This is a genomic window from Novosphingobium naphthalenivorans NBRC 102051, from assembly GCF_001590985.1.
In the GTDB taxonomy this organism is placed as follows: Bacteria; Pseudomonadota; Alphaproteobacteria; order Sphingomonadales; family Sphingomonadaceae; genus Novosphingobium; species Novosphingobium naphthalenivorans.
This window is the reverse complement of the sequence record NZ_BCTX01000042.1, coordinates 21,845-44,438: the sequence shown is the minus strand read 5'-3', so window position 1 is coordinate 44,438 and position 22,594 is coordinate 21,845. Positions and strand designations below refer to the sequence as shown.

At 65.4% G+C, this 22,594-nt stretch carries 20 protein-coding genes; 12 read left to right on the top strand and 8 right to left on the bottom strand.

The features are described 5' to 3' along the window. Positions 1-1,305, bottom strand: a 1,305-nt coding sequence (locus NN5_RS14595) for a flotillin family protein (protein ID WP_067734828.1), incomplete at its 3' end; no start/stop codon positions are given. 643 nt (positions 1,306-1,948) lie between these two features. Between NN5_RS14595 and NN5_RS14590 the strand changes: the two genes are divergently transcribed. Together NN5_RS14590 and NN5_RS14585 are read left to right on the top strand one after the other, a co-directional pair. Next, complete coding sequence (locus NN5_RS14590; RefSeq protein WP_067734827.1) at positions 1,949-2,188, top strand: type II toxin-antitoxin system ParD family antitoxin; 240 nt, start codon at positions 1,949-1,951, stop codon at positions 2,186-2,188. Next, a complete protein-coding gene (locus NN5_RS14585; RefSeq protein WP_067734826.1) occupies positions 2,185-2,514 on the top strand; it encodes a type II toxin-antitoxin system RelE/ParE family toxin in 330 nt (109 codons plus the stop codon). Before NN5_RS14590 ends, NN5_RS14585 begins: the two co-directional genes overlap by 4 nt. Before the next feature lie 332 nt (positions 2,515-2,846). Here NN5_RS14585 and NN5_RS14575 read toward each other — a convergent pair whose 3' ends face one another. The 3 genes from NN5_RS14575 to NN5_RS14565 form a co-directional block, all read right to left on the bottom strand. Beyond that, positions 2,847-3,485 carry a YqiJ family protein gene (locus NN5_RS14575; RefSeq protein WP_067734824.1) on the bottom strand — a complete coding sequence of 213 codons (639 nt, stop codon included), beginning with the start codon at positions 3,483-3,485 and terminating at the stop codon, positions 2,847-2,849. After that, positions 3,478-4,188, bottom strand: coding sequence for a hypothetical protein (locus NN5_RS14570; protein ID WP_067734823.1), 711 nt, complete (start codon positions 4,186-4,188; stop codon positions 3,478-3,480). Before NN5_RS14570 ends, NN5_RS14575 begins: the two co-directional genes overlap by 8 nt. Before the next feature lie 179 nt (positions 4,189-4,367). After that, the gene (locus tag NN5_RS14565; protein ID WP_067734822.1) at positions 4,368-5,579 is read right to left on the bottom strand and encodes a toxic anion resistance protein; all 1,212 of its coding nucleotides are present in this window, start codon (positions 5,577-5,579) and stop codon (positions 4,368-4,370) included. 273 nt (positions 5,580-5,852) lie between these two features. On the opposite strand from NN5_RS14565, the gene NN5_RS14560 reads away from it, so the two are divergent. Then, positions 5,853-6,317 carry a cupin domain-containing protein gene (locus NN5_RS14560; protein WP_245656504.1) on the top strand — a complete coding sequence of 155 codons (465 nt, stop codon included), beginning with the start codon at positions 5,853-5,855 and terminating at the stop codon, positions 6,315-6,317. On the opposite strand, the gene fdhD is transcribed toward NN5_RS14560, so the two are convergent. Continuing rightward, a complete protein-coding gene (gene fdhD, locus NN5_RS14555) occupies positions 6,318-7,040 on the bottom strand; it encodes a formate dehydrogenase accessory sulfurtransferase FdhD (RefSeq protein WP_217998659.1) in 723 nt (240 codons plus the stop codon). Between the two features lie 551 nt (positions 7,041-7,591). On the opposite strand from fdhD, the gene accD reads away from it, so the two are divergent. The 9 genes from accD to NN5_RS14510 all read left to right on the top strand — a co-directional run bounded on the left by accD (position 7,592) and on the right by NN5_RS14510 (position 18,233). Continuing rightward, entirely contained in the window at positions 7,592-8,440 is an 849-nt protein-coding gene (accD, locus tag NN5_RS14550) for an acetyl-CoA carboxylase, carboxyltransferase subunit beta (RefSeq protein WP_067734820.1), read from the top strand. Next, positions 8,437-8,904 (top strand): acetyl-CoA carboxylase biotin carboxyl carrier protein, encoded by a 468-nt coding sequence (accB, locus tag NN5_RS14545; RefSeq protein ID WP_067734819.1) that lies wholly within the window; start codon positions 8,437-8,439, stop codon positions 8,902-8,904. Before accD ends, accB begins: the two co-directional genes overlap by 4 nt. A 14-nt stretch (positions 8,905-8,918) precedes the next feature. Beyond that, positions 8,919-10,274: an acetyl-CoA carboxylase biotin carboxylase subunit gene (gene accC, locus NN5_RS14540; RefSeq protein WP_067734818.1), complete on the top strand. Its 1,356-nt coding sequence runs from the start codon at positions 8,919-8,921 to the stop codon at positions 10,272-10,274. A gap of 151 nt (positions 10,275-10,425) precedes the next feature. Beyond that, positions 10,426-11,373: an acetyl-CoA carboxylase carboxyltransferase subunit alpha gene (locus tag NN5_RS14535; protein WP_067734817.1), complete on the top strand. Its 948-nt coding sequence runs from the start codon at positions 10,426-10,428 to the stop codon at positions 11,371-11,373. Positions 11,374-11,723: 350 nt separating this feature from the next. Continuing rightward, positions 11,724-14,366 carry a DUF1592 domain-containing protein gene (locus NN5_RS14530; RefSeq protein ID WP_084384950.1) on the top strand — a complete coding sequence of 881 codons (2,643 nt, stop codon included), beginning with the start codon at positions 11,724-11,726 and terminating at the stop codon, positions 14,364-14,366. Beyond that, the gene (locus tag NN5_RS14525) at positions 14,363-15,703 is read left to right on the top strand and encodes a DUF1552 domain-containing protein (protein ID WP_067734816.1); all 1,341 of its coding nucleotides are present in this window, start codon (positions 14,363-14,365) and stop codon (positions 15,701-15,703) included. The genes NN5_RS14530 and NN5_RS14525 overlap by 4 nt, the downstream gene beginning before the upstream one ends. After that, positions 15,696-17,021, top strand: coding sequence for an ankyrin repeat domain-containing protein (locus tag NN5_RS14520; protein WP_245656502.1), 1,326 nt, complete (start codon positions 15,696-15,698; stop codon positions 17,019-17,021). The genes NN5_RS14525 and NN5_RS14520 overlap by 8 nt, the downstream gene beginning before the upstream one ends. Before the next feature lie 46 nt (positions 17,022-17,067). Then, positions 17,068-17,541, top strand: a complete 474-nt coding sequence (locus NN5_RS14515) for a c-type cytochrome (RefSeq protein ID WP_067734815.1) — start codon at positions 17,068-17,070, stop codon at positions 17,539-17,541. 14 nt (positions 17,542-17,555) lie between these two features. Continuing rightward, the gene (locus tag NN5_RS14510; protein ID WP_067734814.1) at positions 17,556-18,233 is read left to right on the top strand and encodes a cytochrome b/b6 domain-containing protein; all 678 of its coding nucleotides are present in this window, start codon (positions 17,556-17,558) and stop codon (positions 18,231-18,233) included. A 139-nt stretch (positions 18,234-18,372) separates the two neighbouring features. On the opposite strand, the gene NN5_RS14505 is transcribed toward NN5_RS14510, so the two are convergent. The 3 genes from NN5_RS14505 to NN5_RS14495 all read right to left on the bottom strand — a co-directional run bounded on the left by NN5_RS14505 (position 18,373) and on the right by NN5_RS14495 (position 22,561). Beyond that, a complete protein-coding gene (locus NN5_RS14505; protein ID WP_067734813.1) occupies positions 18,373-19,740 on the bottom strand; it encodes a uracil-xanthine permease family protein in 1,368 nt (455 codons plus the stop codon). Positions 19,741-19,921: 181 nt separating this feature from the next. Then, positions 19,922-21,283, bottom strand: a complete 1,362-nt coding sequence (locus NN5_RS14500) for an 8-oxoguanine deaminase (protein WP_067734812.1) — start codon at positions 21,281-21,283, stop codon at positions 19,922-19,924. Between the two features lie 168 nt (positions 21,284-21,451). Beyond that, positions 21,452-22,561, bottom strand: coding sequence for a purine nucleoside permease (locus tag NN5_RS14495; RefSeq protein ID WP_084384949.1), 1,110 nt, complete (start codon positions 22,559-22,561; stop codon positions 21,452-21,454). Positions 22,562-22,594 lie beyond the last annotated feature (33 nt).

Below are 22,594 nucleotides of genomic sequence, written 5' to 3'. Positions count from 1 at the left end.
GATGGCCCGCTGGCCGGCAGCCTCGACCTCGAAGCGGACGCGCGCGGCTTCCGCACGCAGCTTCTCGGCCTCGGCCTCGCCTTCCGCCGCCAGCCTTGCAGCTTCGGCGCGGTTGGCAGCGGCTTCCTTTTCGGCCTCGGCTTCCACCTTGACCGAGATCGCCTGACGTTCGGCCTCCTTGGCCGCCTCGATCAGCTCGATCCTCTTGGCACGCTCGGCGACTTCGGTCTCGCGGCTGGTCGTGACCTGCTCCTCGGCGGCAACCGCCTTGGCGCGGGCTTCGTCAGCCTGGGACTTGGCCTGGCTTTCCTCGCGGCTCTTGTTCTGGATCGCGATCTGCTGTTCCTGACGGGCCAGCTCGACCGCCTGCGCCTGCGCAATGCGGGCTTCCTGGATCGTCTTGTCCGCCTCGATCTGCTTAGCATCCACCTGCTGCTTGGCCTGAATGCGGGCTTCTTCCGCCTCGCGGCCGCGCAGCGCCTGCTCGCGGGCGACTTCCGCCGCCTGCTCGGCCCGGCGCATTTCGACTTCGCGTTCCTGTTCAAGGCGCGCGAATTCATTGTCGCGCTGGATCTGCAGCGACTGCCGGTCGGCTTCGAGGTTCTTCGTCTCCATCTGCACGCGCGTGTCCTGCTCGATGTCGTTGCGCGTTTTCTTGCGCAGCTCGATCTGCTCGGTCAGCTTGGTAAGGCCTTCGGCGTCGAAGGCATTGTTCGCATTGAAGTGCTCGATCGAGGTCTGGTCAAGGCCGGTCAGCGAGACCGATTCCAGTTCCAGGCCATTCATCGCCAGGTCCGAAGAGGATACCTGCTGCACTTTCTGCACGAAGTCCGCGCGCTGCTCGTGAAGCTGATTCATCGACATGCCCGCCGCGACCGAGCGCAGCGCGTCCACGAATTTGCCTTCGACAAGGTCCTTCAGCGCCTCGGGGTGCATGGTGCGCGCGCCGAGCGTCTGCGCGGCCATGGCAATGGCCCCCGCATCGGGACGGACGCGAACGTAGAACTCCGCCTTCACGTCGATCCGCAACCGGTCGAGCGTGATGAGCGCGTCGCTGTTCTTGCGTTCCACCGCAAGGCGCACCGTGTTCATGTTGACGGGCATCGTCTCGTGGAAGATCGGCAGCACCAGCGCGCCACCGTTCATCACGACCTTTTCCCCGCCGATGCCCGTGCGCACGAACGCGATTTCCTTGCTCGCGCGCCGATAGAGCCGCGCCAGCATCACGCCGAACACGATCAGCAGGATCACGATGCCACCGGCGATCATGCCGATGCCCAACAGGCCACTGGAAAGGCCGTTCATTTTCACTTCTCCTTCAAGGGAATGCCGCGGCGCACTGTGCCCCGCTCTCGATTTCATCCCAACTCAAATGCGCGCACGCAGTTGAGCTCAAATGACTTCGATCTGCATTTCAGGAAGGCGCGTGGAAACAGGCCAGATTCAATCGAACACCGGCATCATCACGGGAAACACTCAATCCTTACGGATGAAATTTACATCACCTCAAGACCGCAACGGTCATGGCAATATAAAATAGGATCGCGGCCTGCACGAACCATGTTCGATACTGGCGCTCATCTTCCACTTCTCCGAACCAAGATGCTGCGGACGGCACTTCGCCCCGCTCTCGATTTCATCTTGTCTTGAGGCGATATAGCGAAAGGCGGAGGCCCCTCATAGCGAAACCGGATTATTGCGAGTCGATTGCATTTAGGATTGCAAGATTTTAACCTGCGATTGCGGTGACTTGCCTCCCCACGCACGTCCTCATTGCAAGCAGCCACAGGGGGCGCTGCAATCCAGTGCAGCGCAAACCACCCCTGGATTGCTTCATCTTCGGTTCGCAATGACGAGAATATAATAACGAGGGTATGGGGCCTGATCAGGTGTTCGGTGCAGCACCCAAGCGTTGGCAATCTTTGCCAAAGATGTTATTTTCCACTCCATGACGACGATGAACATCTCGCTTCCCGAAGCGCTCAAGGCGTTTGTCGACCAGCAGGTGGGCGCGCGCGGCTATGGCACGAGCAGCGAGTATGTGCGGGAATTGATCCGCAGAGATCAGGACACCCAGCGCCTTCGGGAAATGCTTCTCGACGGAGCCAGTTCGCCCGCCACAGCGCCTGTCGATACCGGTTATTTCCAGAACCTTCGTGACCGTGTGACGCAGCGCAAGGCATCGTGACGGCGAAACCCGTCGTACCGCGCGCCAAGGCGCGCGAGGATATCGATCATGCGATCGAGCATTACATCAACGAGGCTGGTACAGATGTGGCGATCGGCTTCATCGATGCGCTCGAACAGGCCCATGCCTACATTGGAGAGACGCCGGCGGCGGGCTCTCCACGATGGTCTCATGAGCTCAACCTGCCGGGCTTGAGATCCATTCGGCTCAAAGGGTTTCCGTGGCTGGTATTCTACCTTGAGTTCGAAACCCATGTGGATGCCTGGCGCGTGCTCCATGCCCGACGGGACATCCCAGCCTGGATGAGCGATGCCGAGGATAAGTGACGCGCGCGTTGCGAGCAAAGTTCGCTCAGAAGTCGCAAAGCGGGCACCAATAATAGGACCACACCAACAGACTGAATGCCACTGCGGGCACATAGAATATCAACATGAGGATCTTCGTTGATATTCGAAATCGCAGCGGGATAAATCCTGTGCACCCGATGAGCAGCGCAACGAACAAGTCGACTGGCATCCATGCGGAATAGGGATTCACACTAACCCCGCCATGATTCCAAGCCAGAAGAAACGGGTAGGAAAACGCTATCGGCCCGGCCGCAAGAACCACAAAGCCTGCGATCGACAGCCACGTGCGTGCAGCAACGCGCATTTGCGCCTCAATCCAGCCGCGGCAGATAGTGATCGCCGCGCGCGATGGCCTTGAACAGCTCTCCCTCGCGCCGCACCAGCAGCACCTTTTCGTTCTGGACGAAGCGCTGGTCCGCATTGTCGGGCTCCAGCATCACGTAGTGCACTTGCCCGAAATGGTCGGTGACTTTGGCACGGGCCGGATTGCCCGGCGTGGCGGTGCCGATCACCACTTCCGCCTCGCGCCCGATCAGCGCGGCCACATTGATGGCGGTGGTCTCGTCCTTGGGCAACATGCGGCCCAGCGGGCGGGAGACCGCACCCGTCGCCGGCAGCGCGACCAGCGCGGCACCGGCGCTCACCAGCCAGGCGGACCACGGCGCGCCCGTCAGCGCCTCCAGGAAATGCTGCCCGGCCAGCCCCACCACGCCGAACATCGACAGCAGGATCATCAGCCACATCATGAACGGCACCCGCCCCACGCCGATCAGCGAGAGCAGTCCGGCATCAACGGCCAGATCGTGATCGAGATCGACATGCACATCCGCATCCAGATCGTGGCCGAGCAGATCGCCCAGCCCCACGAGCTGGATAACCGCCAGCAGCAGCACCACGCCCAGCGCCACCGAGAACGGCAGGCTGGCCGGCTCGGTCAGCAGCTCAATCACGGTCCACGTACTTGGTTTCGAGGAAGCGGTTGCGCGTGGCCAGGGCGTCGATGTCATTGCGCGAAAGGTCGAGGCTCATCGCCTCGATCTGGTCGGAAATGACGCCAAGGCCATCGACGAGCTGTTCGGACGGACTGGTGCCGCCCGCGCCCCGCTGGTTGCGCAGCGCCGCCGGGATGCGGGTATAGCTGTCCACCAGCCCCGGCAGATGCTCGGACAGCAGCTTGCGCACTTCGCGCGCGGCGGGGCCGGTTTCCTCGATCGTGGCGAGCTGCGGGGCGATCTGTTCGAGGCGCACGCCGATCATGTCGATGGCATCGATCGCGGCACCCGGCAGCACCCGGCGCTTGCCTTCCAGCCACAGCTCGGCCGAACCGGCAAGTTCGGGCAGGCTGGCGCTTTCAAGGTCCCCGGCATGGGTGCGCGGAGCCGCGGGGTAGATCGAGAGCACCACGAAGACCGCGACCCCCAGCAGGACGGCGCTCATCGACACGCCGAACGACAAGCCGCCCAGCGCCAGCGCGGCCACCAGCGCGGCGATCCAGATGCCCGAGAGCGCGAGGAACGCGCGGCGGATGCGCCGCAGGCGAAAGCGCCAGCGCTCCTTGCGGGCGTTGTAGAGCCGGGCGGCACGCTGGCGGCGGGCGGCGCGGATGATCTCCTGCGAGACGCCGCGCGAGACGGGGACGGGAAGCTGGGGCATGTTACACCAATCCTCCCTGTTCCGCTTGCGGAATGGGGAGGTGGCAGCCCGCAGGGCTGACGGAGGGGCTTTTCCCCCTCCACCACCAGCTTTGCTGGCGGTCCCCCTCCCCATCGCTGCGCGACAGGGAGGATCTGAAAGATTGACGACAGGCCATCGCTTACTGGTCCCCCACCGCCCTAATTCAGCGCCTCCAGCAAGGACGGCGCTGCCTTGCCATCGGCGGTCACGCCTTCGGCCTGCCCCTGCGCGCGGGCAATATAGGCCTTGGACTTGTCGATCTCGCCTTCCAGCGACGTGACCGTCTGCTTCATCGAATCGAGCGCTTTCAGCTTGAACGTGTCGATCGAATCCATCGTGTCGTAGATGTTCTGGAACGCGCGGCTCAGCGTCTCCAGCGGGATCGTCGCGCTGGCCGCCTGTTCGTGGATGCGCGCAGTGTTGTCCTTGAGCATCTGGCCAGTGCCGTCGATGATCTTCGCAGTCGTGGTGTTGAGCGCGGTGATCTGGTCGAGCACCAGCTTCTGGTTCGCCATCGCCTGCGCCACCGTGACCGCGGTGCGCAGCGCGCCGACGGTGGTGGTGGAGGCGCGATCGACCCCCTTGATCAGTTCGACATTGTTCTTCTTCACCAGATCGAGCGCGAGATAGCCCTGCACCGACACGGCCATCTGCGTCAGCAGGTCCTGCGTGCGCTGGCGCACATAGAACAGCGCCGATTCGCGCACGGCCTTGGCCTTGGCGGGATCGGTGTGATCGAGATCGGCGGCCTTGTCCTCCAGGGCAGTGTCGAGCGCCTTGGACATGAACACCATCTGTTCGAGCTTGCCCATCGCCGCCCACAGGTTCTGCCGCTCCACGTCGATCGCGGCATTGTCCATCAGCAGCTCGTCCTTGCCGTTCTGCAAACGGGTGAGGATCGCGCTGATGTGGCCCTGTGCGCTCTGGTAGCTGTCGAAATAGCCCCGCAGCTTCGAGCCCATCGGGATGATCCCGAAGAGCTTGCGCTTGCTGAGCAGGTCGCCCTTGGTCGAGGGATCGAGATCCTCCACCGTGCGGCGCAACTCGGCCAGATCCGCCCCGACGCCCGCGTCCTTGTCCATCGCGCGGACCGGACGGTCGAGAAAGCGATTGGACTGGCCCGCCGCTTCCGAAATCTCCTTGCGGCCCATGCTGGTGATCTGATCGACGCGGCGGCCGAACTCGGGCGAGTTCGAATCCTGCGAGACCAGATCGTTCACGAACTCGTCGACCCGCACCTGCAGCTTCGTCTTCTGCTCGTCTCCCACCGGCACGAGACCGGCGGCGCGCTCGGGCTTTACGGCCGGCACGGGATCGGGCGGGGTCAGCTTCAGCTCACCCGCGGTATCCTGGTCGGTCATTACGGCCATGTTGGGAAATCCTTGTCTTTCAAACCCCGGAATAGCGGGAAACCTAGGATTACCACTCCCCGACTACAAGCAAAACCGGACCCGGGCGCCTGCGCTACTCGACGAACGCCAAATGGGGATCGACATCGGTTGCAAACCGGAGTTCCCCGCTCGTTTCCCGAACGGGGCTTCCCCCAACGCCCCTTTGTTCACTAGGCTACAGGCCGCAGTTCCATCAGATCGGGCCTGATGGATTTTCCAACGGAAGGGGCCGCAAGCATGAAACGGGCAAGTATGAAGCGGATCGTCGCAGCGGGAATTCTGGCCCTCACAGCCGCACAATCGATCAGCGCACAGGAAGGCAGTGGTGGAGACATGCAGACTCCGGCAGTGATCGATCAGAGCAATGCCGAACATTATGTCTGGGGCGGCGTCAACGACGGATGGCATCTCCTGAAACGGCCCGATCTCAGCATCATTCGTGAACGGATGGTCCCGGGCGGAGCGGAAGTGCCCCACAGCCACGCAAAGTCACGCCAATTTTTCCAGGTCCTTGCAGGCGTGCTTTCGATAAGAACGGAAGCGGCCATGCTGACAATCAAGGCTGGCCAAGGCGTCGAGATTGCGCCTAGCGTACTGCATCAGGCGATGAACCGCACGGCCGAACCCGTTGAATTCCTCGTCGTGTCGATGCCTCCAAGCCATGGCGACCGGATTGAAGGGGCGTTCGCTGCGCCTTTAGGCAGCAGCACGCCCTAGTCAGCACACCAGCAGCATCGAATCGTCGCGCGCCACCACCGCCAGCGAAAGCCCGGCGGCCCTGGCCCGGCGCACGGCCAGATCGGTGGGCGCGGAGATCGTCACCAGCAGCGGACAGCCCGCCCGCACCGTCTTCTCGACCAGTTCGTAGGAACAGCGCGAGGTCATGACGACGAAGCCGTCTGCCGGCGCCATCCCCTGCCGCGCCAGCGCGCCCATGAGCTTGTCGAGCGCATTGTGCCGCCCCACGTCCTCGCGCACCAGCAGCACGTCGCCTGCTTCGCTGCAGAACGCCGCCGCGTGGGTGGCGCGGGTGAGCCGGCCCAGCGGCTGGCGCTGGGCGAAGGCATCGAGCGCGCGGCGGATGGCCTCCGGAGCGGCCTCGCTGCGGCGGGGCAGCGGGGGAAGCGGACGCAGCGCCGCCTCCACGCCCTCGATCCCGCAGATCCCGCAGGAACTGTCGCCCACCCGGCGCCGCGCCCGTTCGAGAATCGGGCCGAGGCGGTCGGGCGGCAGATTGACGCGGGCAACATGCCCGGCGCCCCATTCGCCGTTCTCCACCCGGTGCAGCGCGACTTCTCCCACTTCGCCGGCCCCCGCCAGCCCTTCGGCCATGAGGAAGCCGGTCACGAAATCCTCCAGATCGAGCGGGGTCGCCATCATCACGGCATAAGCGATGCCATTGGTCTCGATCGCCACCGGCGCCTCGACCGGCACCTCCATCGGGCGCGGATCCTCTGCCGGAGCGCGGTATGCGCTGCGCTGTACTTGCACTTGCGCAGCCCCCGATGCGGCTTCCCGATGTTCCAGTTTCTCGCTCCTGCTTCAGCCCGGCCGCTACCGGAGCGGCCGCGGGCGCCGTCATAACCTGCCGTGGCGGCAAGGTCATGGGGCAGCGGGATGCGCATTCACAAGAGAGCCTGGCAGCAGAATTTTTCGCGGATCGCCATTAGAGGTGTTAATTTGCAATTATATCCAGCCATCACGACAAATTGAAACTTTCATGCTGAAAATGCGGATTTCATGCACAAATTAATGACATCTACCGCACAAGCGCTGCATCCCGGCGATGCGCCGTATCCCCAGTTGCCCACAGACGGCGCCAAATTGGCTTGCGGCAGGAGAGCGGTTTCCCCTAAACGGCCGCTTCTACGGTCCGGCAGCGCGCACCAGAACAGAGGGGCTTGCACGTCGTCGCGCGGATCGTTGTTCCGGAAGATGCGGCCTCACCGGCCGGTCTGACGCCCTGTTCAACGAGATCGGTACGCACCAAAATGAGTTGGCTCAGCAAGGTCCGCAATTCGCTTTCCAGTCTGGCGAAACGCGACACGCCCGACAATCTCTGGATGAAATGCCCGAGCTGCGGCGAAATGCTGTTCGCGAAGGATTTCGAAGCCAACCTGTCGGTCTGCCCGCATTGCCAGCACCATGGCCGTATCGCCACGCAGGCGCGCTTCGACCTGCTGCTCGATCCCGGCTATGCCATCCTGGCGACGCCGAGAGTGCCGGAAAACCCCCTCAATTTCCGCGACACCAAGAAATATCCGGACCGCCTGAAGGCTGCCCGCGCCGCCAATCCCTATCCTGATGCGCTGACCAATGCCTTCGGCACGGTCGATGGCTGCAAGGCCGTGCTCGGCGTGCAGGACTTCAGGTTCATGGGCGGTTCGATGGGCATGGCCGTGGGCGAGGCTTTCGTGGCCGGCGTCGAACGCGCGATTGCCGAAAGCTGCGCTTATGTCATCTGCACGGCTGCGGGCGGCGCCCGTATGCAGGAAGGCATCCTCTCGCTGATGCAGATGCCCAAGACCACTGTGGCCACCCGGCGCCTTGCCGCGGCTGGCCTGCCCTACATTGTTGTCCTGACCGATCCCACCACCGGCGGCGTCACGGCGAGCTATGCCATGCTCGGCGACGTGCAGATCGCCGAGCCGGGCGCGCTCATCGGCTTTGCCGGCCAGCGCGTGATCCAGGACACCATCCGTGAAAAACTCCCCGACGGCTTCCAGCGCGCCGAGTACCTCCATGCCCACGGCATGGTGGACATGGTGGTCCACCGCAAGGACCTGAAGACCACGCTGGCAACGCTGCTCGGGTATCTGGAACGAAAGGAAGTCGCGTGAATATCGATAGCGCTCTGGTCCGCGAGCTGGCCGAACTGCTGGCGGAAACCGGCCTCTCGGAAATCGAGGTGGAAGACGGCGACCGCAAGATCCGTGTCAGCCGCCAGATGATCCAGCAGATGACGGCCGCCGCCTATCCCGCCGGTATGCCCGCCATGCCGATGGCATCTGCGCCTGTAGCCGCACCCGCCGCAGCCCCGGCGGCCGAGGCTGCACCGGCCGCCGCGCCGGTCGATGCCGTGAAGTCGCCGATGGTCGGCACCGTCTATCTCGCTCCCGAACCTGGCGCGGCGGACTTCATTTCGGTCGGCAAGACGGTGAAGGCGGGCGATGTGCTGCTGATCGTCGAGGCGATGAAAGTGATGAACCAGATCACCGCGCCCAAGTCCGGCACCGTGACCGCCATTCTCGTCGACAACCAGCAGCCGGTCGAATACGATCAGCCGCTGGTGGTGATCGGCTGAGAACGGGGCGCTTCATGGCCATCAAACGTCTTCTGATTGCCAACCGCGGCGAGATTGCGCTGCGCATCCACCGCGCCGCGCGCGAGATGGGCATCGAAACCGTCGCGGTGCACTCCACTGCCGATGCCGACGCGATGCATGTGCGGCTGGCCGACCATGCCGTGTGCATCGGCCCGGCGTCCGCCGCGAACAGCTATCTCAACGTCGCCGCGATCATCTCGGCCGCCGAGATCACCGATGCCGACGCGATCCACCCCGGCTACGGCTTCCTCTCCGAAAACGCGCGCTTTGCCGAAATCGTCGAGAGCCACGGCATTGCCTGGGTCGGCCCCAAGCCCGAGCATATCCGCACGATGGGCGACAAGGTCGAAGCCAAGCGTACCGCCGGTGCGCTCGGCCTGCCGCTGGTGCCCGGCTCGGACGGCGCGATCGAGGACTTCGACGAGGCGCGCGCGCTGGCCGAGAAGATCGGCTACCCGGTCATCATCAAGGCGGCTTCGGGCGGCGGTGGGCGCGGCATGAAGGTCGTGAATTCGGCCGAGGAACTCGAAAGCCAGATGGGCCAGGCCCGCTCGGAAGCCAAGGCGGCTTTCGGCGATGCCACGGTCTACATGGAAAAGTACCTCGGCAATCCGCGGCACATCGAATTCCAGGTCTTCGGTGACGGCAACGGCAATGCCGTGCATCTGGGCGAGCGCGACTGCTCGCTGCAGCGCCGCCACCAGAAAGTGCTGGAAGAAGCCCCCTCCCCGGTCATCACCGCCGAAGAGCGCGAGCGCATGGGCGGCATTGTCGCCAAGGCCATGGCCGACATGGGCTATCGCGGCGCGGGCACGATCGAGTTCCTGTGGGAAAACGGCGAGTTCTACTTCATCGAGATGAACACCCGCCTGCAGGTGGAACATCCCGTCACCGAAGCGATCACCGGCGTCGATCTGGTGCGCGAGCAGATCCGCATCGCCGACGGCAAGCCGCTGTCGTTCACGCAGGACGAGCTGGAGTTCAAGGGCCACGCCATCGAGTGCCGCATCAATGCGGAAGACCCGTGGAACTTCACGCCCTCGCCCGGTCTGGTGGACAGCTACCACGCAGCGGGCGGCATGAACGTGCGTGTCGATTCCGGGCTCTACGCCGGATACCGCATTCCGCCCTACTACGATTCCATGATCGGCAAGCTGATCGTCTCGGGCCGCACCCGCAAGGGCGCGATCATGCGTCTGAAGCGCGCGCTGGAGGAAATGGTGATCGGCGGCGTCAAGACCTCGATCCCGCTGCACCAGGCGCTGCTGGAAGACCCCGAGTTCAACAGCGGCGAGTACACGATCAAGTGGCTCGAAGAGTGGCTGGCGAAACGAAACGGGACGGCATAGGAGCGATGGGTTCCTCTCCCCTTGACCTCGTCATTGCGAGGGGCGAAGCCCCGCGGCAATCCAGAGTCGGCGCCGGCCGCCCTGGATTGCTTCGCCTTCGGCTCGCAATGACGGAGACAGCGGGCAGCCAACACAATATGACTAGGTTAGTATGATTTCGTTCCTGGACTTCGAAAAGCCGATCGCCGAGCTGGAAGCGCGCATCGTTGAGCTGCGCGCCACGGCCGATGGCAGCGACCTCGATATCGAAGCGGAAATCCAGAAGCTGGAGAAGAAGAGCGCCGGCATGTTGGCCGCGACCTATGCCAGGCTGTCGCCCTGGCAGAAGACGCAGGTCGCCCGCCATCCGCAGCGCCCGCACTTCGTCGACTACATCCGGCTGGCCTTTACCGACTTCGTGCCGCTCGGCGGCGACCGTCTCTATGGCGAGGATGCCGCGATCATCGGCGGGCTGGCGAAGCTGGACGGCCGCAAGGTCATGGTGATCGGCCACGAAAAGGGCCACGACACCGCCAGCCGCATCAAGCACAATTTCGGCATGGCCAAGCCCGAAGGCTATCGCAAGGCGATCCGCCTGATGGAAATGGCCAGCAAATTCGGCCTGCCGGTAGTGACGCTGGTGGACACAGCCGGCGCCTTCCCCGGCGTCGAGGCCGAGGAACGCGGCCAGGCCGAAGCCATCGCCCGCTCGACCGAAGCCTGCCTGGCCCTCAAGGTGCCGATGGTCGCCGCGATCGTCGGCGAAGGCGGCTCGGGCGGCGCGGTCGCGATTGCCAGCGCCAACAAAGTGCTGATGCTGGAACACGCGGTCTATTCGGTGATTTCGCCCGAAGGCGCTTCCTCGATCCTGTGGCGCACGCCCGACAAGGCCGCCGATGCCGCTACCGCCATGAAAGTGACGGCGCAGGACCTGCTCGACCTTGCCGTCATCGACGGGATCGTGCCGGAACCCACCGGCGGCGCGCACCGCGATCCGGCCCGCACCGCGCGTGCCCTCGCCGATGCGCTGGGCCGCGAGCTGGCGGGGCTGGAAGGCGTGGCTCCGGCCGATATCCTGCGCCAGCGTGAAGAGCGGTTCCTGGCAATCGGCGCGCTGTAAGCCCGCCCGGAACGAAGCAACAAACGAACCTTGGTCATCCCCGCGAAAGCGGGAACCCATCTCCTGAGGCGGATCAATACGATAAGGCCGGAGATGGATCCCCGCCTTCGCGGGGATGACGAGAAGAGGGATATACGCCGGGGCCCGCCTCCGGTGGCTGATCGAAAAATCTCCAGCCCATTCCGCAGGGCGTGCGAATTATGCGCACTCTGTGTCCGGTTAATGGCAATGGACGCTGCCACTCCCAACCGATAGTCCAAAAGCCCGACAGCAGCCCTGCCACGGCGGAAACAGGCGGGCGGGCGCCGCTACAACGGCGGCAGGTCATGCAAACAGGGTCGGACATCACAATGAGCCTGATAAGGCGACTTCCTATCGGCAGCAGCGCGCTGGCGCTCAGCGCCCTTGCCACGGCGGCCGCCGTTTACGCCGCCTCGCAAGGGAACGCGCCCGAAACCCTCCCCGCAACCGCATCCGAAGCACAGGCCGCAATGATCGAGCCGATGCTCGATAAATACTGCTCGCGCTGCCACAACGATTTCGACATGGCCGCCAACCTGTCGGTCGATGACCTCAAGGCCAGCGATCTGCGCACCGGCAAACATGCCGAGCAGTGGGAAAAGATCCTGCGCCGCGTCGCCGCCGGGGAAATGCCGCCCCATTCCAAGCCCCAGCCCGATCCGGCAAAGCGCGCCGCTTTCGTGCAGTGGCTCGGCCAGTCGCGCGCCAGCTTTGCCGCAGCCAATCCCGATCCGGGCCAGGCCACGCTGCGCCGCCTCAACCGCTACGAATACGCCAACGCGATCCGCGACCTGCTTTCGCTCGATGTCGATTTCAGCCGCGAGCTGCCGCAGGACAATTCGGGCTTCGGGTTCGACAACATCGCCGATGTGCTGACCGTCTCGCCCACCCTGATGGAGCGCTACATCGCGGTGGCGGGCAAAGTCGGGCGGCTGGCGACGGGCCTGACCTCGCGCCCCGAATTCGTGACGACCTACCAGGTCCCCAAGGACGGGTCGGTGAAGAACTCGGGCGTGCCGGCCTACAATGAGCGGGCGAGCGCGGACCTGCCGCTGGCCTCGCGCGGCGGCGGGGCCTTCGAATACTTCGCCCGCTACGACGGCACTTACGAAATCGCCGCCTGGCTCAATTCGAACACCAACAACGAAACCGACCGGCTGACCGAGGACCGTTACAGCGTGCGCGTGCCGATCAAGGCTGGCGCACACCGGGTCGGCCTCTCGTTCCGCCGCCAGTTCTGGCCGGACGAGACCGTGCAGACGCTGCACAACAGCACCGACGCCGTACCGCTGCCGCTCGATCCGCCGAAAATGCTGCCGCTCGACGTCTGGGTGGACGGCCAGCGGGTCTCCACACTGGAAGTGCCGTCCTACCGGATGCACCAGCGCTATTCGCAGCAGAACTTCCCGCGCGACGTGCTGCAGATCGACGTGGCCGGTCCCTATGACGCCGTCGGCGTGCCCGACACGCCGAGCCGCCGCGCGGTGTTCCTGTGCCATCCGAAGAAGGCCTCTCAGGAAGAGGCCTGCGCGCGCAGGATCGTGTCCACCCTCGCCCGCCGCGCCTGGCGCCGCCCGGTCGGCGAATTCGACATCGCGCCGCTGATGCGGATCTATGCGCAGGAGCGCGCGGCATCGGATTTCGAGCACGGCGTGGAAGCGGCGCTGGAGGCGATCCTCGTCTCGCCCGAATTCCTCTTCGTGGTCGAGCACGATCCGGCCGGCAGCCTGCCGGGCAGCGTCCACACGGTCTCCGATCTGGAACTGGCCACTCGTCTTTCGCTGTTCCTGTGGAGCAGCATTCCCGACGAGCGCCTGCTTTCGCTGGCCGAGAAGAACAAGCTGCGCGCGCCGGGCGTGCTCGATGGCGAGATCACCCGGATGCTGGCCGATCCCAGGGCCGGGGCGCTGACCGACAATTTCGCCGGCCAGTGGCTCTACTTGCGCAATCTCGACCAGCAGAAGCCGGACATCGACGTCTTCCCCAAGTTCGACACCCGCCTCAAGCAGGCGATGGCGACCGAGACCGAGATGTTCTTCGCCAGCGTGCTGTCCGGCAACCGCCCGGTGACGGACTTCATCGAGGCCGACTACACTTTCCTCAACCAGCGCCTTGCCGAGCACTACGGCATCCCCGGCGTGACCGGTACCGCCTTCCGCAAGGTCATGCTCAAGCCCGAGTGGCATCGCGGCGGCCTGCTGGGACAGGCAAGCATCCTGACCGTCACGTCCTACAACAACCACACCTCTGTGGTGAAACGCGGCAAGTGGATCCTCGACAACATCCTCGCCTCGCCGCCGCCCCCGCCGCCGCCCAACGTGCCCGCGCTCAAGACCGAGCATGACGGGCGCCTGCTGAGCGCGCGCGAGCAGCTCGAACTGCACCGTGCCGATCCGTCCTGCGCCGCCTGCCATGTGAAGATGGACCCGCTCGGCTTCGCGCTGGAGAACTTCAACGCCGTTGGCGGCTGGCGCACGGTGGATGCCGGCCAGCCCATCGACAGCGGCGCGGTGCTGCCCGACGGCACGAAATTCGCCGGGATCGGCGGCCTCCAGACAATCCTGATGGACCGCAAGGACGAGTTCGCGCAGGCCTTTGCCGAGCGGCTGATGATCTACGCCCTCGCCCGCGGCCTCGGTCCGCAGGACATGCCCGAAGTGCGCGAGATCGCCAGCGATGCCGCGGCGGACGGCTACCGCGTGCGCACGATCATCAAGGGCATCGCCGCCAGCCCGGCCTTCACCATGCGCAAGACGCCGGAACCGTTCAAAGCGGCCTATGCGTCCGTACAATCCTCCCTGTCGCGCAGCGATGGGGAGGGGGACCGCCCGCGCAGCGGGTGGTGGAGGGGGAAAAACCCCTCCGTCATTCGCTCCGCGAATGCCACCTCCCCATCCCCTGCGGGGACAGGGAGGATTGAGGCACGCGTTACACCCAAGACGATCCCCCATGCAGGGAGCCCCGTGAAATGAGGATCACCCGCAAGCCCCTCTCCCGCCGCACCGTGCTGCGCGGCAGTGCCACGGCCATGGCGCTGCCGTTCCTCGAAGCGATGATGCCCAGCGCCCGCGCGGCGGACATCGGCGCGCGGCCCAAGCGGCTGCAGGTGTTCTATTCGCCCAACGGCATGACCATGCCCGAATACCGCCCCACCGGCGAAGGCGCGGACTTCACGCTGCCTTCCACGCTGGAGCCGCTGGAGGCGCACAAGGACAGCATCGCGGTGTTCACCGGGCTCGGCCACCCGCAGGCAGCGGCGATGGGCGATGCGGCGGCCGGGCACGGCCGTTCCTGCCCGGCTTTCCTCACCGGCACCCACGTCAAGCAGACCGAAGGGCCAGACATCCGCGCGGGCACGTCGATGGATCAGGTCTTCGCCGCGCATCTGGGCGATGCCACGCAGATTCCCTCGATGGAGCTGAGCATCGACTTGCCGAGCATGGCGGGAAGCTGCGACATCAATTATTCCTGCGCCTATACCAACGGCATTTCCTGGCTGACGCCGACCGTGCCGCTGCCGGTCGAGGCCAATCCGCGCGCGGTGTTCGAGCGCTTGTTCGGCGATGGCGAGGCGCTCGACGAGAAGAGCCGCCTCGCCCGGCTGCGCAAGCAGGCCTCGATCCTCGACTTCGTGATGGAGGATACCGCCCGCCTCTCCGGCAAGCTGGGCATGGAGGACCGCCACAAGCTCGACGAATATCTCGACGCCACCCGCGCCATCGAAAAGCGCATCCAGCGCGCGGAAAGCTCTCCCCCGCCCGCGCAGGCCGCCTCGATGACGCAGCCCGCCGGTATTCCCGACGACTTCGCCGAGCATGTGAAGCTGATGATCGACCTGCAGATCCTGGCCATGCAGGCGGACATGACGCGGGTGGGCACGTTCATGATCGGCCGCGAGCTGTCGAACCGCACCTATCCCGAAATCGGCGTGCCGGATTCGCACCACATGCTGAGCCACCACGGGAACAATCCCGAAAAGATGAAGCAGCTCGCCAAGATCAACCGCTATCACATGACCTTCTTCGCCTATGCCCTGCAGCGCATGAAGGACACCAAGGATGGCGAAGGCTCGCTGTTCGACCGCACGCTGGTGATCCGCGGATCGGCCTTCGGCGATTCCAACCAGCACGATTTCATGGACTTGCCCATCGTCGTCTCGGGCGGGCTGGTGAAAGGCGGGCGCCATGTGAAAGTCGAGCACGGCACCACCATGTCGAACCTGCTGCTGGCGGGGCTCAACCTGCTGGACGTGCCGGCGACGTCGTTCGGAGACAGCACCGGGCCGCTCAAGGAACTCCTCAGTGCGTAATAACCTGGCGCCTCTCGGTTCCGCGCTTGCCATGGCGCTGGCTGCGGCTGCCCCCGCGCAGGCGCGCCCCACGGGCGACACACAGGCCCTCGCCCGCGCGATCGGGGCTGACGATGCCGCAGGCACGGCGGCCGCTCTCGCAGCGGGATCCAGCGCCAATGCCGCGCTGGCCTATGGCGAAAGCCCGCTGGCCCGCGCGATCGAGACGCAGGACCCAGCGCTCGTGACCACATTGCTGCGCCACGGCGCCAAGCCCGACACCGCCGACACCGAAGGCCTGACGCCGCTTGGCCTTGCCTGCGAGCGCGGCAATGGCGCCATCGTCGATGCCCTGCTCGATGCGCGCGCCGATGTCGGCAAGAGCGGGCGCGGCGGCACCAGCCCGCTCGCCATCTGCGCCCGCTTCGCACCGGCCGGCACGGTCACGCGGATGCTGGCGATGGGCGCCAAGCCCGACAGCGCCGATGCGCGCGGCCAGACGCCGCTGATGTGGGCGGCCTCGTCCGGCAATCTGGAAGCGATGGCCGCGCTGCTGAAAGCCGGGGCGCAAGTCAACCGGGTGACGCCGGGCCAGTTCACGCCGCTGGCCTTCGCGATCAAGAGCGGGGTTCCCGAAGCCACGAAGCTGCTGCTCGATGCCGGTGCGGACATTTCGTGGCGCGGCCCCGAGAACACCAGCCCGGCGCAGCTTGCCATCTACCAGAAGAACTGGGGCGCCGCCGCGCTGCTGGTCGAGCGCGGCGCCGACCTTGCCGCGCATGACCGCAATGGCAACCAGCTTCTCCATGCCGCAGCAGCCGGGGGCGATAAGGCGCTGGTCGCGCTGCTGCTGGCAAAAGGCGCCGATCCCAACGGGCTGACCGGCCCTTCGCGGATCAAATGGGTGACGGAGGCCAACTTCGGTATGCCGCCCCCTCCCGTCCCGCCCACGCCGCCGCTGCTCATCGCCGCGCAGAGCGGCCAGACGGAAGTGATGAAGCAACTCGTCGCGGCGGGTGCGAATACCGCTTTCGTTGCCGAAAACGGCACCAATGTCGTGCTGGCCGCCGCGCATGGCCAGAGCGCCGCGACGCTCGCCTATGCGCTCAGCCTGGCGCCCGGCGTCAATGTGGCCGACGGCAATGGCATGACGCCGCTGCACCTTGTCCTGAACGGCGGCTGGCATCCGGAGCTGGAAGCCATGCTGCGCGTGCTCGCCGATCATGGCGCGCGCACCGACCTTCCCAACACTTATGGCAAGACTGCCGTTCAGGCCGCAGAAAGCGGGCTGACGACAGTGCGTGATGTTTATAATCATGTCTTTGCAGCCAACCCTTAGGTTGTTAGGCCGTAACACCCTGCCCCCCTTCATTCAGGAAGAGACCATGACACGATCCAAAATCGCTGCCCTTACTGCTCTTGGCCTCGCCGCCGCTGCCATGGCCGGCGGCGCCACGCTTGCCGTCGCTGCGCCTTCCGCCAGCACCACGATCGCAACGCGCAAGGCCAACTTCAAGAAGATGGGCGCAGCGATGAAGGCCCTGAAGGGTGAGCTTTCGGGCACGCCGGACAAGGCCAAGGTCCTCGAAGCCGCCAAGACCATCGCTGCCACGGGCCGCGTTCAGGGGCAGCTGTTCCCGGCCGGAACCGGTCCTTCGTCGGGTGTCGAGACGGACGCCCTCCCCGCGATCTGGACCAACCGCGCAGCCTTTGATGCCGACATGACCAAGCTTGTGACCGAAGCCGACAAGCTGGTCGCCGCCGCGAACACCGGCAATGCTGCCGCGATGCAGGCCCAGTTCAAGGCCGTGGGCGGAACCTGCGGTTCGTGCCACAAGCAGTTCCGCGCCGACGACTGAACGGACGAGAGGCCATGAGCGAAGCCGCAACCGCCAGCACGCGGATCTGGGATCCGGCGATCCGCCTGTTTCACTGGCTGCTTGTCGGCTTCGTGGGCTTTTCATGGTGGACCGGCGAGCAGCATGACATGGAGTGGCACCGCTACTCCGGCTACGCGATCCTCGCGCTGCTGGTGTTCCGCCTGTTCTGGGGCTTCACCGGCCCGCGGACAGCGCGCTTCGGCCAGTTCGTGAAAGGGCCGGGCGCCGTTTCCGCTTATGCGAAGACGCTCGGCAGCAAGAGTGCCCATGCCGCCGACGGGCACAACCCGCTCGGCGGCTGGAGCGTCATCGCGATGCTCGGCGCGCTGCTCGTGATGGTTGTCGCCGGTCTCTTCGCCATCGATGTCGATGGTTTCGACGGCGGGCCGCTGTCGGACTACATCACGTTCGATCAGGGCCGCGCTTTCGCCGAGTTTCACGAAACCGTGTTCAACGTGATCCTCACCCTCGTCGCGCTGCATATCGTGGCGATCGCCTTCTACGCAGTGTGGAAACGCCAGCGCCTCGTGCCCGCGATGATCACCGGCAAGCGCAAGCTGGAAGCCGGTGAAACCGCACAGGACCTGCGCTGGTCGCCGGTGCTGGCGCTGATCGGCCTCGCCATCGGCGTAGCGATCGCCTGGGCCGCCTCGACCGGCTTCCGGTTTTAGACAAATTCCGCAATAATGCTCTCTCCCCTTCAGGGGAGAGATACGAAGGCTTGGCGGCCTAGCCGAAGTAGAGAGGGGGCCCGCCATACGCACTCCCCCCTCTCCCAACCCGCCCCCCTGAAGGGGAGAGGGCCATAAGTCAGACACCTTGCATCTTGCGCACGTCGGTTCGCCCCGGCACCAGCAGATTGAGCATGACCGCCGTCACCGCTGCGGGGAGCACGCCCGAGCCGAGCAGGATGCGCAAAGTCTCGGGCAAGTGCTGCAAGGCCTCCGGCTCCAGCTGAAGCCCCAGCGCCAGCGACAGCGACACGCCGAAGATCAGCATGTTGCGCTGCGTCCATTCCACGCCTGCCAGCATCGAGGTCGCGGCCGAGGCGACCATGCCGAACATCACGATCACGCCGCCGCCCAGCACTTCGATGGGGATGGTGGTAATCACCGCCCCGACCTTGGGCAGCAGTCCGCAGGCGATCAGGAACAGCGCGCCCAGCGTCACCACATGGCGGCTCATCATCCCGGTAATCGCGATCAGGCCGACGTTCTGGCTGAACGTGGTATTGGGCATGGCGCCGAACACCGCGGCAAGCGCCGTGCCGACACCATCCGCGCAGACCGCGCCCTGTAGCTCGTGATCGGTGGCGGGGCGTCCCGCATTTCCCTCGCAGATCGCATCGACATCGCCGATCGATTCGATCGAGGAGACGAAGCCGGTCAGACAGAAGCCCAGAATCGCCGAGGCCGAGAGCGCGAAGCCGAAGTGGAACGGCATCGGCAGCATGACCAGCCCGGCCGAAGCGACCGGCGCAAAGTCGACGCGTCCCATGGCCAGCGCCGCCACATAGCCCGCGATCAGGCCCAGCAGCACGGCCGCCGTCGACCAGATGCCCCGGCCGAAGAAATTGAGCGCGAGTGTCGTCACGACCACCACGCCTGCCAGCAGCCAGGATTGCCAGGCGCCGAAAGCCGGCGTCCCTATCGCCGGAACGCCACCAGCCGCATACTGCACGCCGATCCGCATCAGCGAGAGGCCGATCATCAGCACCACCAGCCCGGTAATCATCGGCGGCAGCGCGAAGCGGATCTTGCCGACGAAGAAGCTCAGTCCCGCATGCAGAAGCCCGCCGAACAAGGCGGCGGTGGTAAGCGCCGCCATCGCCTCCACGCCCTTGCCCGCGACAATCGGGATCATGATCGGGATGAAAGCGAAGCTGGTTCCCTGCACCAGCGGCAACCGCGCGCCGACCGGGCCGAAGCCGATCGTCTGGAGCAGCGTCGCGATCCCGGCGAAGAGCATCGCCATCTGGATCATGTAGATCATCTCGGACGTATCGCCCGAGCCGTATCCGAACCCGGCCGCCCCCGCGACGATGATCGCCGGGGTCATGTTGCTGACGAACATCGCCAGCACGTGCTGGATGCCCAGCGGTATGGCGGTTGCGAGGCCCGGGAAATAATCCGGATCACGCGCCTGCTCCGGCGTCATTTTCGTGGCTGAAGCCGTCATCCGCACCCTTTCCTGTTAACGCACTCCCCCTCCTCTTCAGATGAGGGGGCCGGGGGGTGGTGGCGTGCCGCAAACGCCGGGCTTTCCCGCAGACACCACCCCGCTGCGACTAAGGCCTCCCTTGCAGGCCCAAGTCTCGCTGCCCCTCCTCTGAAGAGGAGGGGGAATGGCGCGCGCCTGCTCATGCCGCGTCCATCAGTCTTTCGAGCGAGCGCGTGGCAGCTGCCAGCACCTCTTCGCGTTTCACCGTCACCAGATCGCCGCTGCGAACCACGGCGCGCCCCTCGACGAAGACGTCGCGCGCGGCGAGCGGCGGGGCGAGGACCAGACCGGCCACTTTGTCCCACGCTCCGGCCGAGGCCATGTCGCCCATGTCCCACACGGCGAAATCGGCGCGCTTGCCCGGTTCGAGAAAGCCGCAATCCCCGCGCCCGAGCACTTGCGCGCCGCCGCGCGTCGCCAGCCACAGAGACTCCCGCGGATCGAAACGGTCCGCGCCCAAGTGCACCCGCTGCAGCAGCATCGACTGGCGCGCCTCGTTCAGCAGGTGGCCGCTGTCGTTGGAAGCCGAACCGTCCACGCCCAGCCCCACCGGCACCCCGGCATCCAGCATCGCGCGCACCGGCGCGATGCCCGAGCCGAGACGGCAGTTCGAACAGGGGCAATGCGCCACGCCCGTGCGCGTGCGCGCAAACAGACCGATCTCAGCGGCATCGAGCTGCACGCAGTGAGCGTGCCACACGTCCGGTCCGGTCCAGCCCAGATCCTCTGCATACTGGCCGGGCCGGCAACCGAAGCGTTCCAGCGAGAAGGCCACATCGTCGGCATCCTCGGCCAGATGGGTGTGCATCATCACGCCCTTGTCGCGGGCGAGCAGCGCGGACTGGCGCATCAGGTCGGTGCTCACCGAAAAAGGCGAGCAGGGCGCCACCGCCACGCGCAGCATCGCGCCGTCGGCGGGATCGTGGAACATATCGATCAGCCGGATCGTATCGGCGAGGATCGCCTCTTCCTCTTCCACCACGCTGTCGGGCGGCAGGCCGCCCTTGCTCTCGCCCACGCTCATCGAGCCGCGGGTAGCGTGGAAGCGCAGGCCCATTTCCTGCGCGGCATGGATCGAATCGTCGAGCCGCACGCCTTCGGGAAACAGGTAGTGATGGTCCGAACTCATCGTGCAGCCGGACAGCGCCAGTTCGGCAAGGCCAAGCTGGGTCGCCGCGAAGACGTCTTCGGGCCGGTACTGCGCCCAGATCGGATAGAGCCGCTTGAGCCATCCGAACAGCGAGACATTGATGGCGCCGGGCAGCGCGCGGGTCAGCGTCTGGAACAAGTGGTGGTGGGTGTTGACGAGGCCCGGAGTGATCACGCAGCCGCGCGCCTCGATCACCTCGTCCGCCTCATCGGCCAGCGGGGCCAGCTCCGTGCTGGTCCCCACCGCCACGATCACGCCATCGCGAAAGGCCATGGCCCCATCGGCAATCTCGCGGCGGGCATCGTCCATGGTGACGAGACTGTCGGCATGGCGGACGAGCGTGAGGGTCATGCAGCGGCTCTGCCTGTTATTCGCTCAAAACATCCTTCGTCATTGCGAGGAGGCGAAGCCGACGAAGCAATCCAGGGCGGCGTAAACCGCCCCTGGATTGCCGCGCGGCCTCCGGCCGCTCGCAATGACGAGAGAACGGCTCCGTTCACTGGACTGTAGAACGGACTATCAAGGCGTCGCGTCCTCGTACTTGTCCCAATGGCCCAGCAGTTCGTCGACCACCACGGAGCCGACGGTATAGAGGTTCTCGACGGCCGCTTCGAGCCCAGCATAGCCTTCGTTCTCGCGCAGCAGGTAAGTCGCGGCATCGACGCCCGGCGGGGGCATCGTGTAGTTGGAGCCCGCACGCATCACCAGCACGCGGTCGCGATCGGCCCGGCCGATCTTGTCGAGATAAGTCAGCGAAGTGAGCACGCCGGTATCTTCCATCGCCGAGGTGACGAAATCGCCCCTGCCGCTCGTCCAGTAGCGGACCCAGGAATTGGCCCAGTCGGTCATCAGCTTGCCGTGCCAGAAGGTCATCGCCGAAAGCTGCTCGCCCTCCAGCACGAACGGCGGCTCCTGCGCAGGCGGCGTTTCGGTGAACTTGGCGCGTTCCTGGGCGATCTCCTCGGAATCGGGAAGCTCGATCCCCTTGGTGAGATCAAAGGCCCACTTTTCGAGGCTGGGATTGATCTGGAACATCTCCCCGCCCGAGGGATCGGGCTTGCCGGACATGTCGTTCGGCCCCTTGGTCTGGCGGGGGAAATAGCCGAACTTCCAGTCGGCCGGAATTTCGCGCGCATCGATTTCGTGCGCCAGATCGCCATCGACCACATAGCGCGCCCAGGCAACCGAACCGATCGAGGCGTCCTCGGGATCGATCCCGGCAATGCCGGCCACCAGCCAGTAGGCCTTGGACAGATCGAAACGCGGATCGAGCCCCAGCGCCATCGTCGCGGCGGTCGAGCGGGCCGTGCCGATACCGGTCACCATGCCCAGCACCTGCGTTTCGGGATTGTAGTAGAGATCGTGGAACGACTGCGGGAACGGGATGCGCATGGTCAGCCCCCGGCGCTCCTTCCACAGCTGGAATTCGCCCGCGGTATCGCCCTCGTCCTTGCCGATCTCGAACAGCGAGACGACCACCACCTTGACCGGCAGCGGCGTGGCACAGGGGGCGCCCGGATCACAGGCGGAGATGTCCGGCACGGGCGCTTCGGCAAGCGCCGCCCCGCCCGACAGGCACAGGGCAAGGCAAGCCCCGGCGATGACTGCGGCGCGGTTCAGAAAATGCATCGGATACCTCATAAAAACACACATAAACGCGCA

Bases quoted from the DNA above. Each gene is read 5' to 3' on its own strand.
- NN5_RS14590 (WP_067734827.1), top strand. From the start codon at position 1,949: ATGACGACGATGAACATCTCGCTTCCCGAAGCGCTCAAGGCGTTTGTC.
- NN5_RS14570 (WP_067734823.1), bottom strand. From the start codon at position 4,188: ATGCCCCAGCTTCCCGTCCCCGTCTCGCGCGGCGTCTCGCAGGAGATC.
- NN5_RS14565 (WP_067734822.1), bottom strand. From the start codon at position 5,579: ATGGCCGTAATGACCGACCAGGATACCGCGGGTGAGCTGAAGCTGACC.
- NN5_RS14560 (WP_245656504.1), top strand. From the start codon at position 5,853: ATGAAGCGGATCGTCGCAGCGGGAATTCTGGCCCTCACAGCCGCACAA.
- fdhD (WP_217998659.1), bottom strand. From the start codon at position 7,040: ATGGAGGTGCCGGTCGAGGCGCCGGTGGCGATCGAGACCAATGGCATC.
- accD (WP_067734820.1), top strand. From the start codon at position 7,592: ATGAGTTGGCTCAGCAAGGTCCGCAATTCGCTTTCCAGTCTGGCGAAA.
- accC (WP_067734818.1), top strand. From the start codon at position 8,919: ATGGCCATCAAACGTCTTCTGATTGCCAACCGCGGCGAGATTGCGCTG.
- NN5_RS14535 (WP_067734817.1), top strand. From the start codon at position 10,426: ATGATTTCGTTCCTGGACTTCGAAAAGCCGATCGCCGAGCTGGAAGCG.
- NN5_RS14530 (WP_084384950.1), top strand. From the start codon at position 11,724: ATGAGCCTGATAAGGCGACTTCCTATCGGCAGCAGCGCGCTGGCGCTC.
- NN5_RS14525 (WP_067734816.1), top strand. From the start codon at position 14,363: ATGAGGATCACCCGCAAGCCCCTCTCCCGCCGCACCGTGCTGCGCGGC.
- NN5_RS14515 (WP_067734815.1), top strand. From the start codon at position 17,068: ATGACACGATCCAAAATCGCTGCCCTTACTGCTCTTGGCCTCGCCGCC.
- NN5_RS14510 (WP_067734814.1), top strand. From the start codon at position 17,556: ATGAGCGAAGCCGCAACCGCCAGCACGCGGATCTGGGATCCGGCGATC.
- NN5_RS14505 (WP_067734813.1), bottom strand. From the start codon at position 19,740: ATGACGGCTTCAGCCACGAAAATGACGCCGGAGCAGGCGCGTGATCCG.
- NN5_RS14500 (WP_067734812.1), bottom strand. From the start codon at position 21,283: ATGACCCTCACGCTCGTCCGCCATGCCGACAGTCTCGTCACCATGGAC.
- NN5_RS14495 (WP_084384949.1), bottom strand. From the start codon at position 22,561: ATGCATTTTCTGAACCGCGCCGCAGTCATCGCCGGGGCTTGCCTTGCC.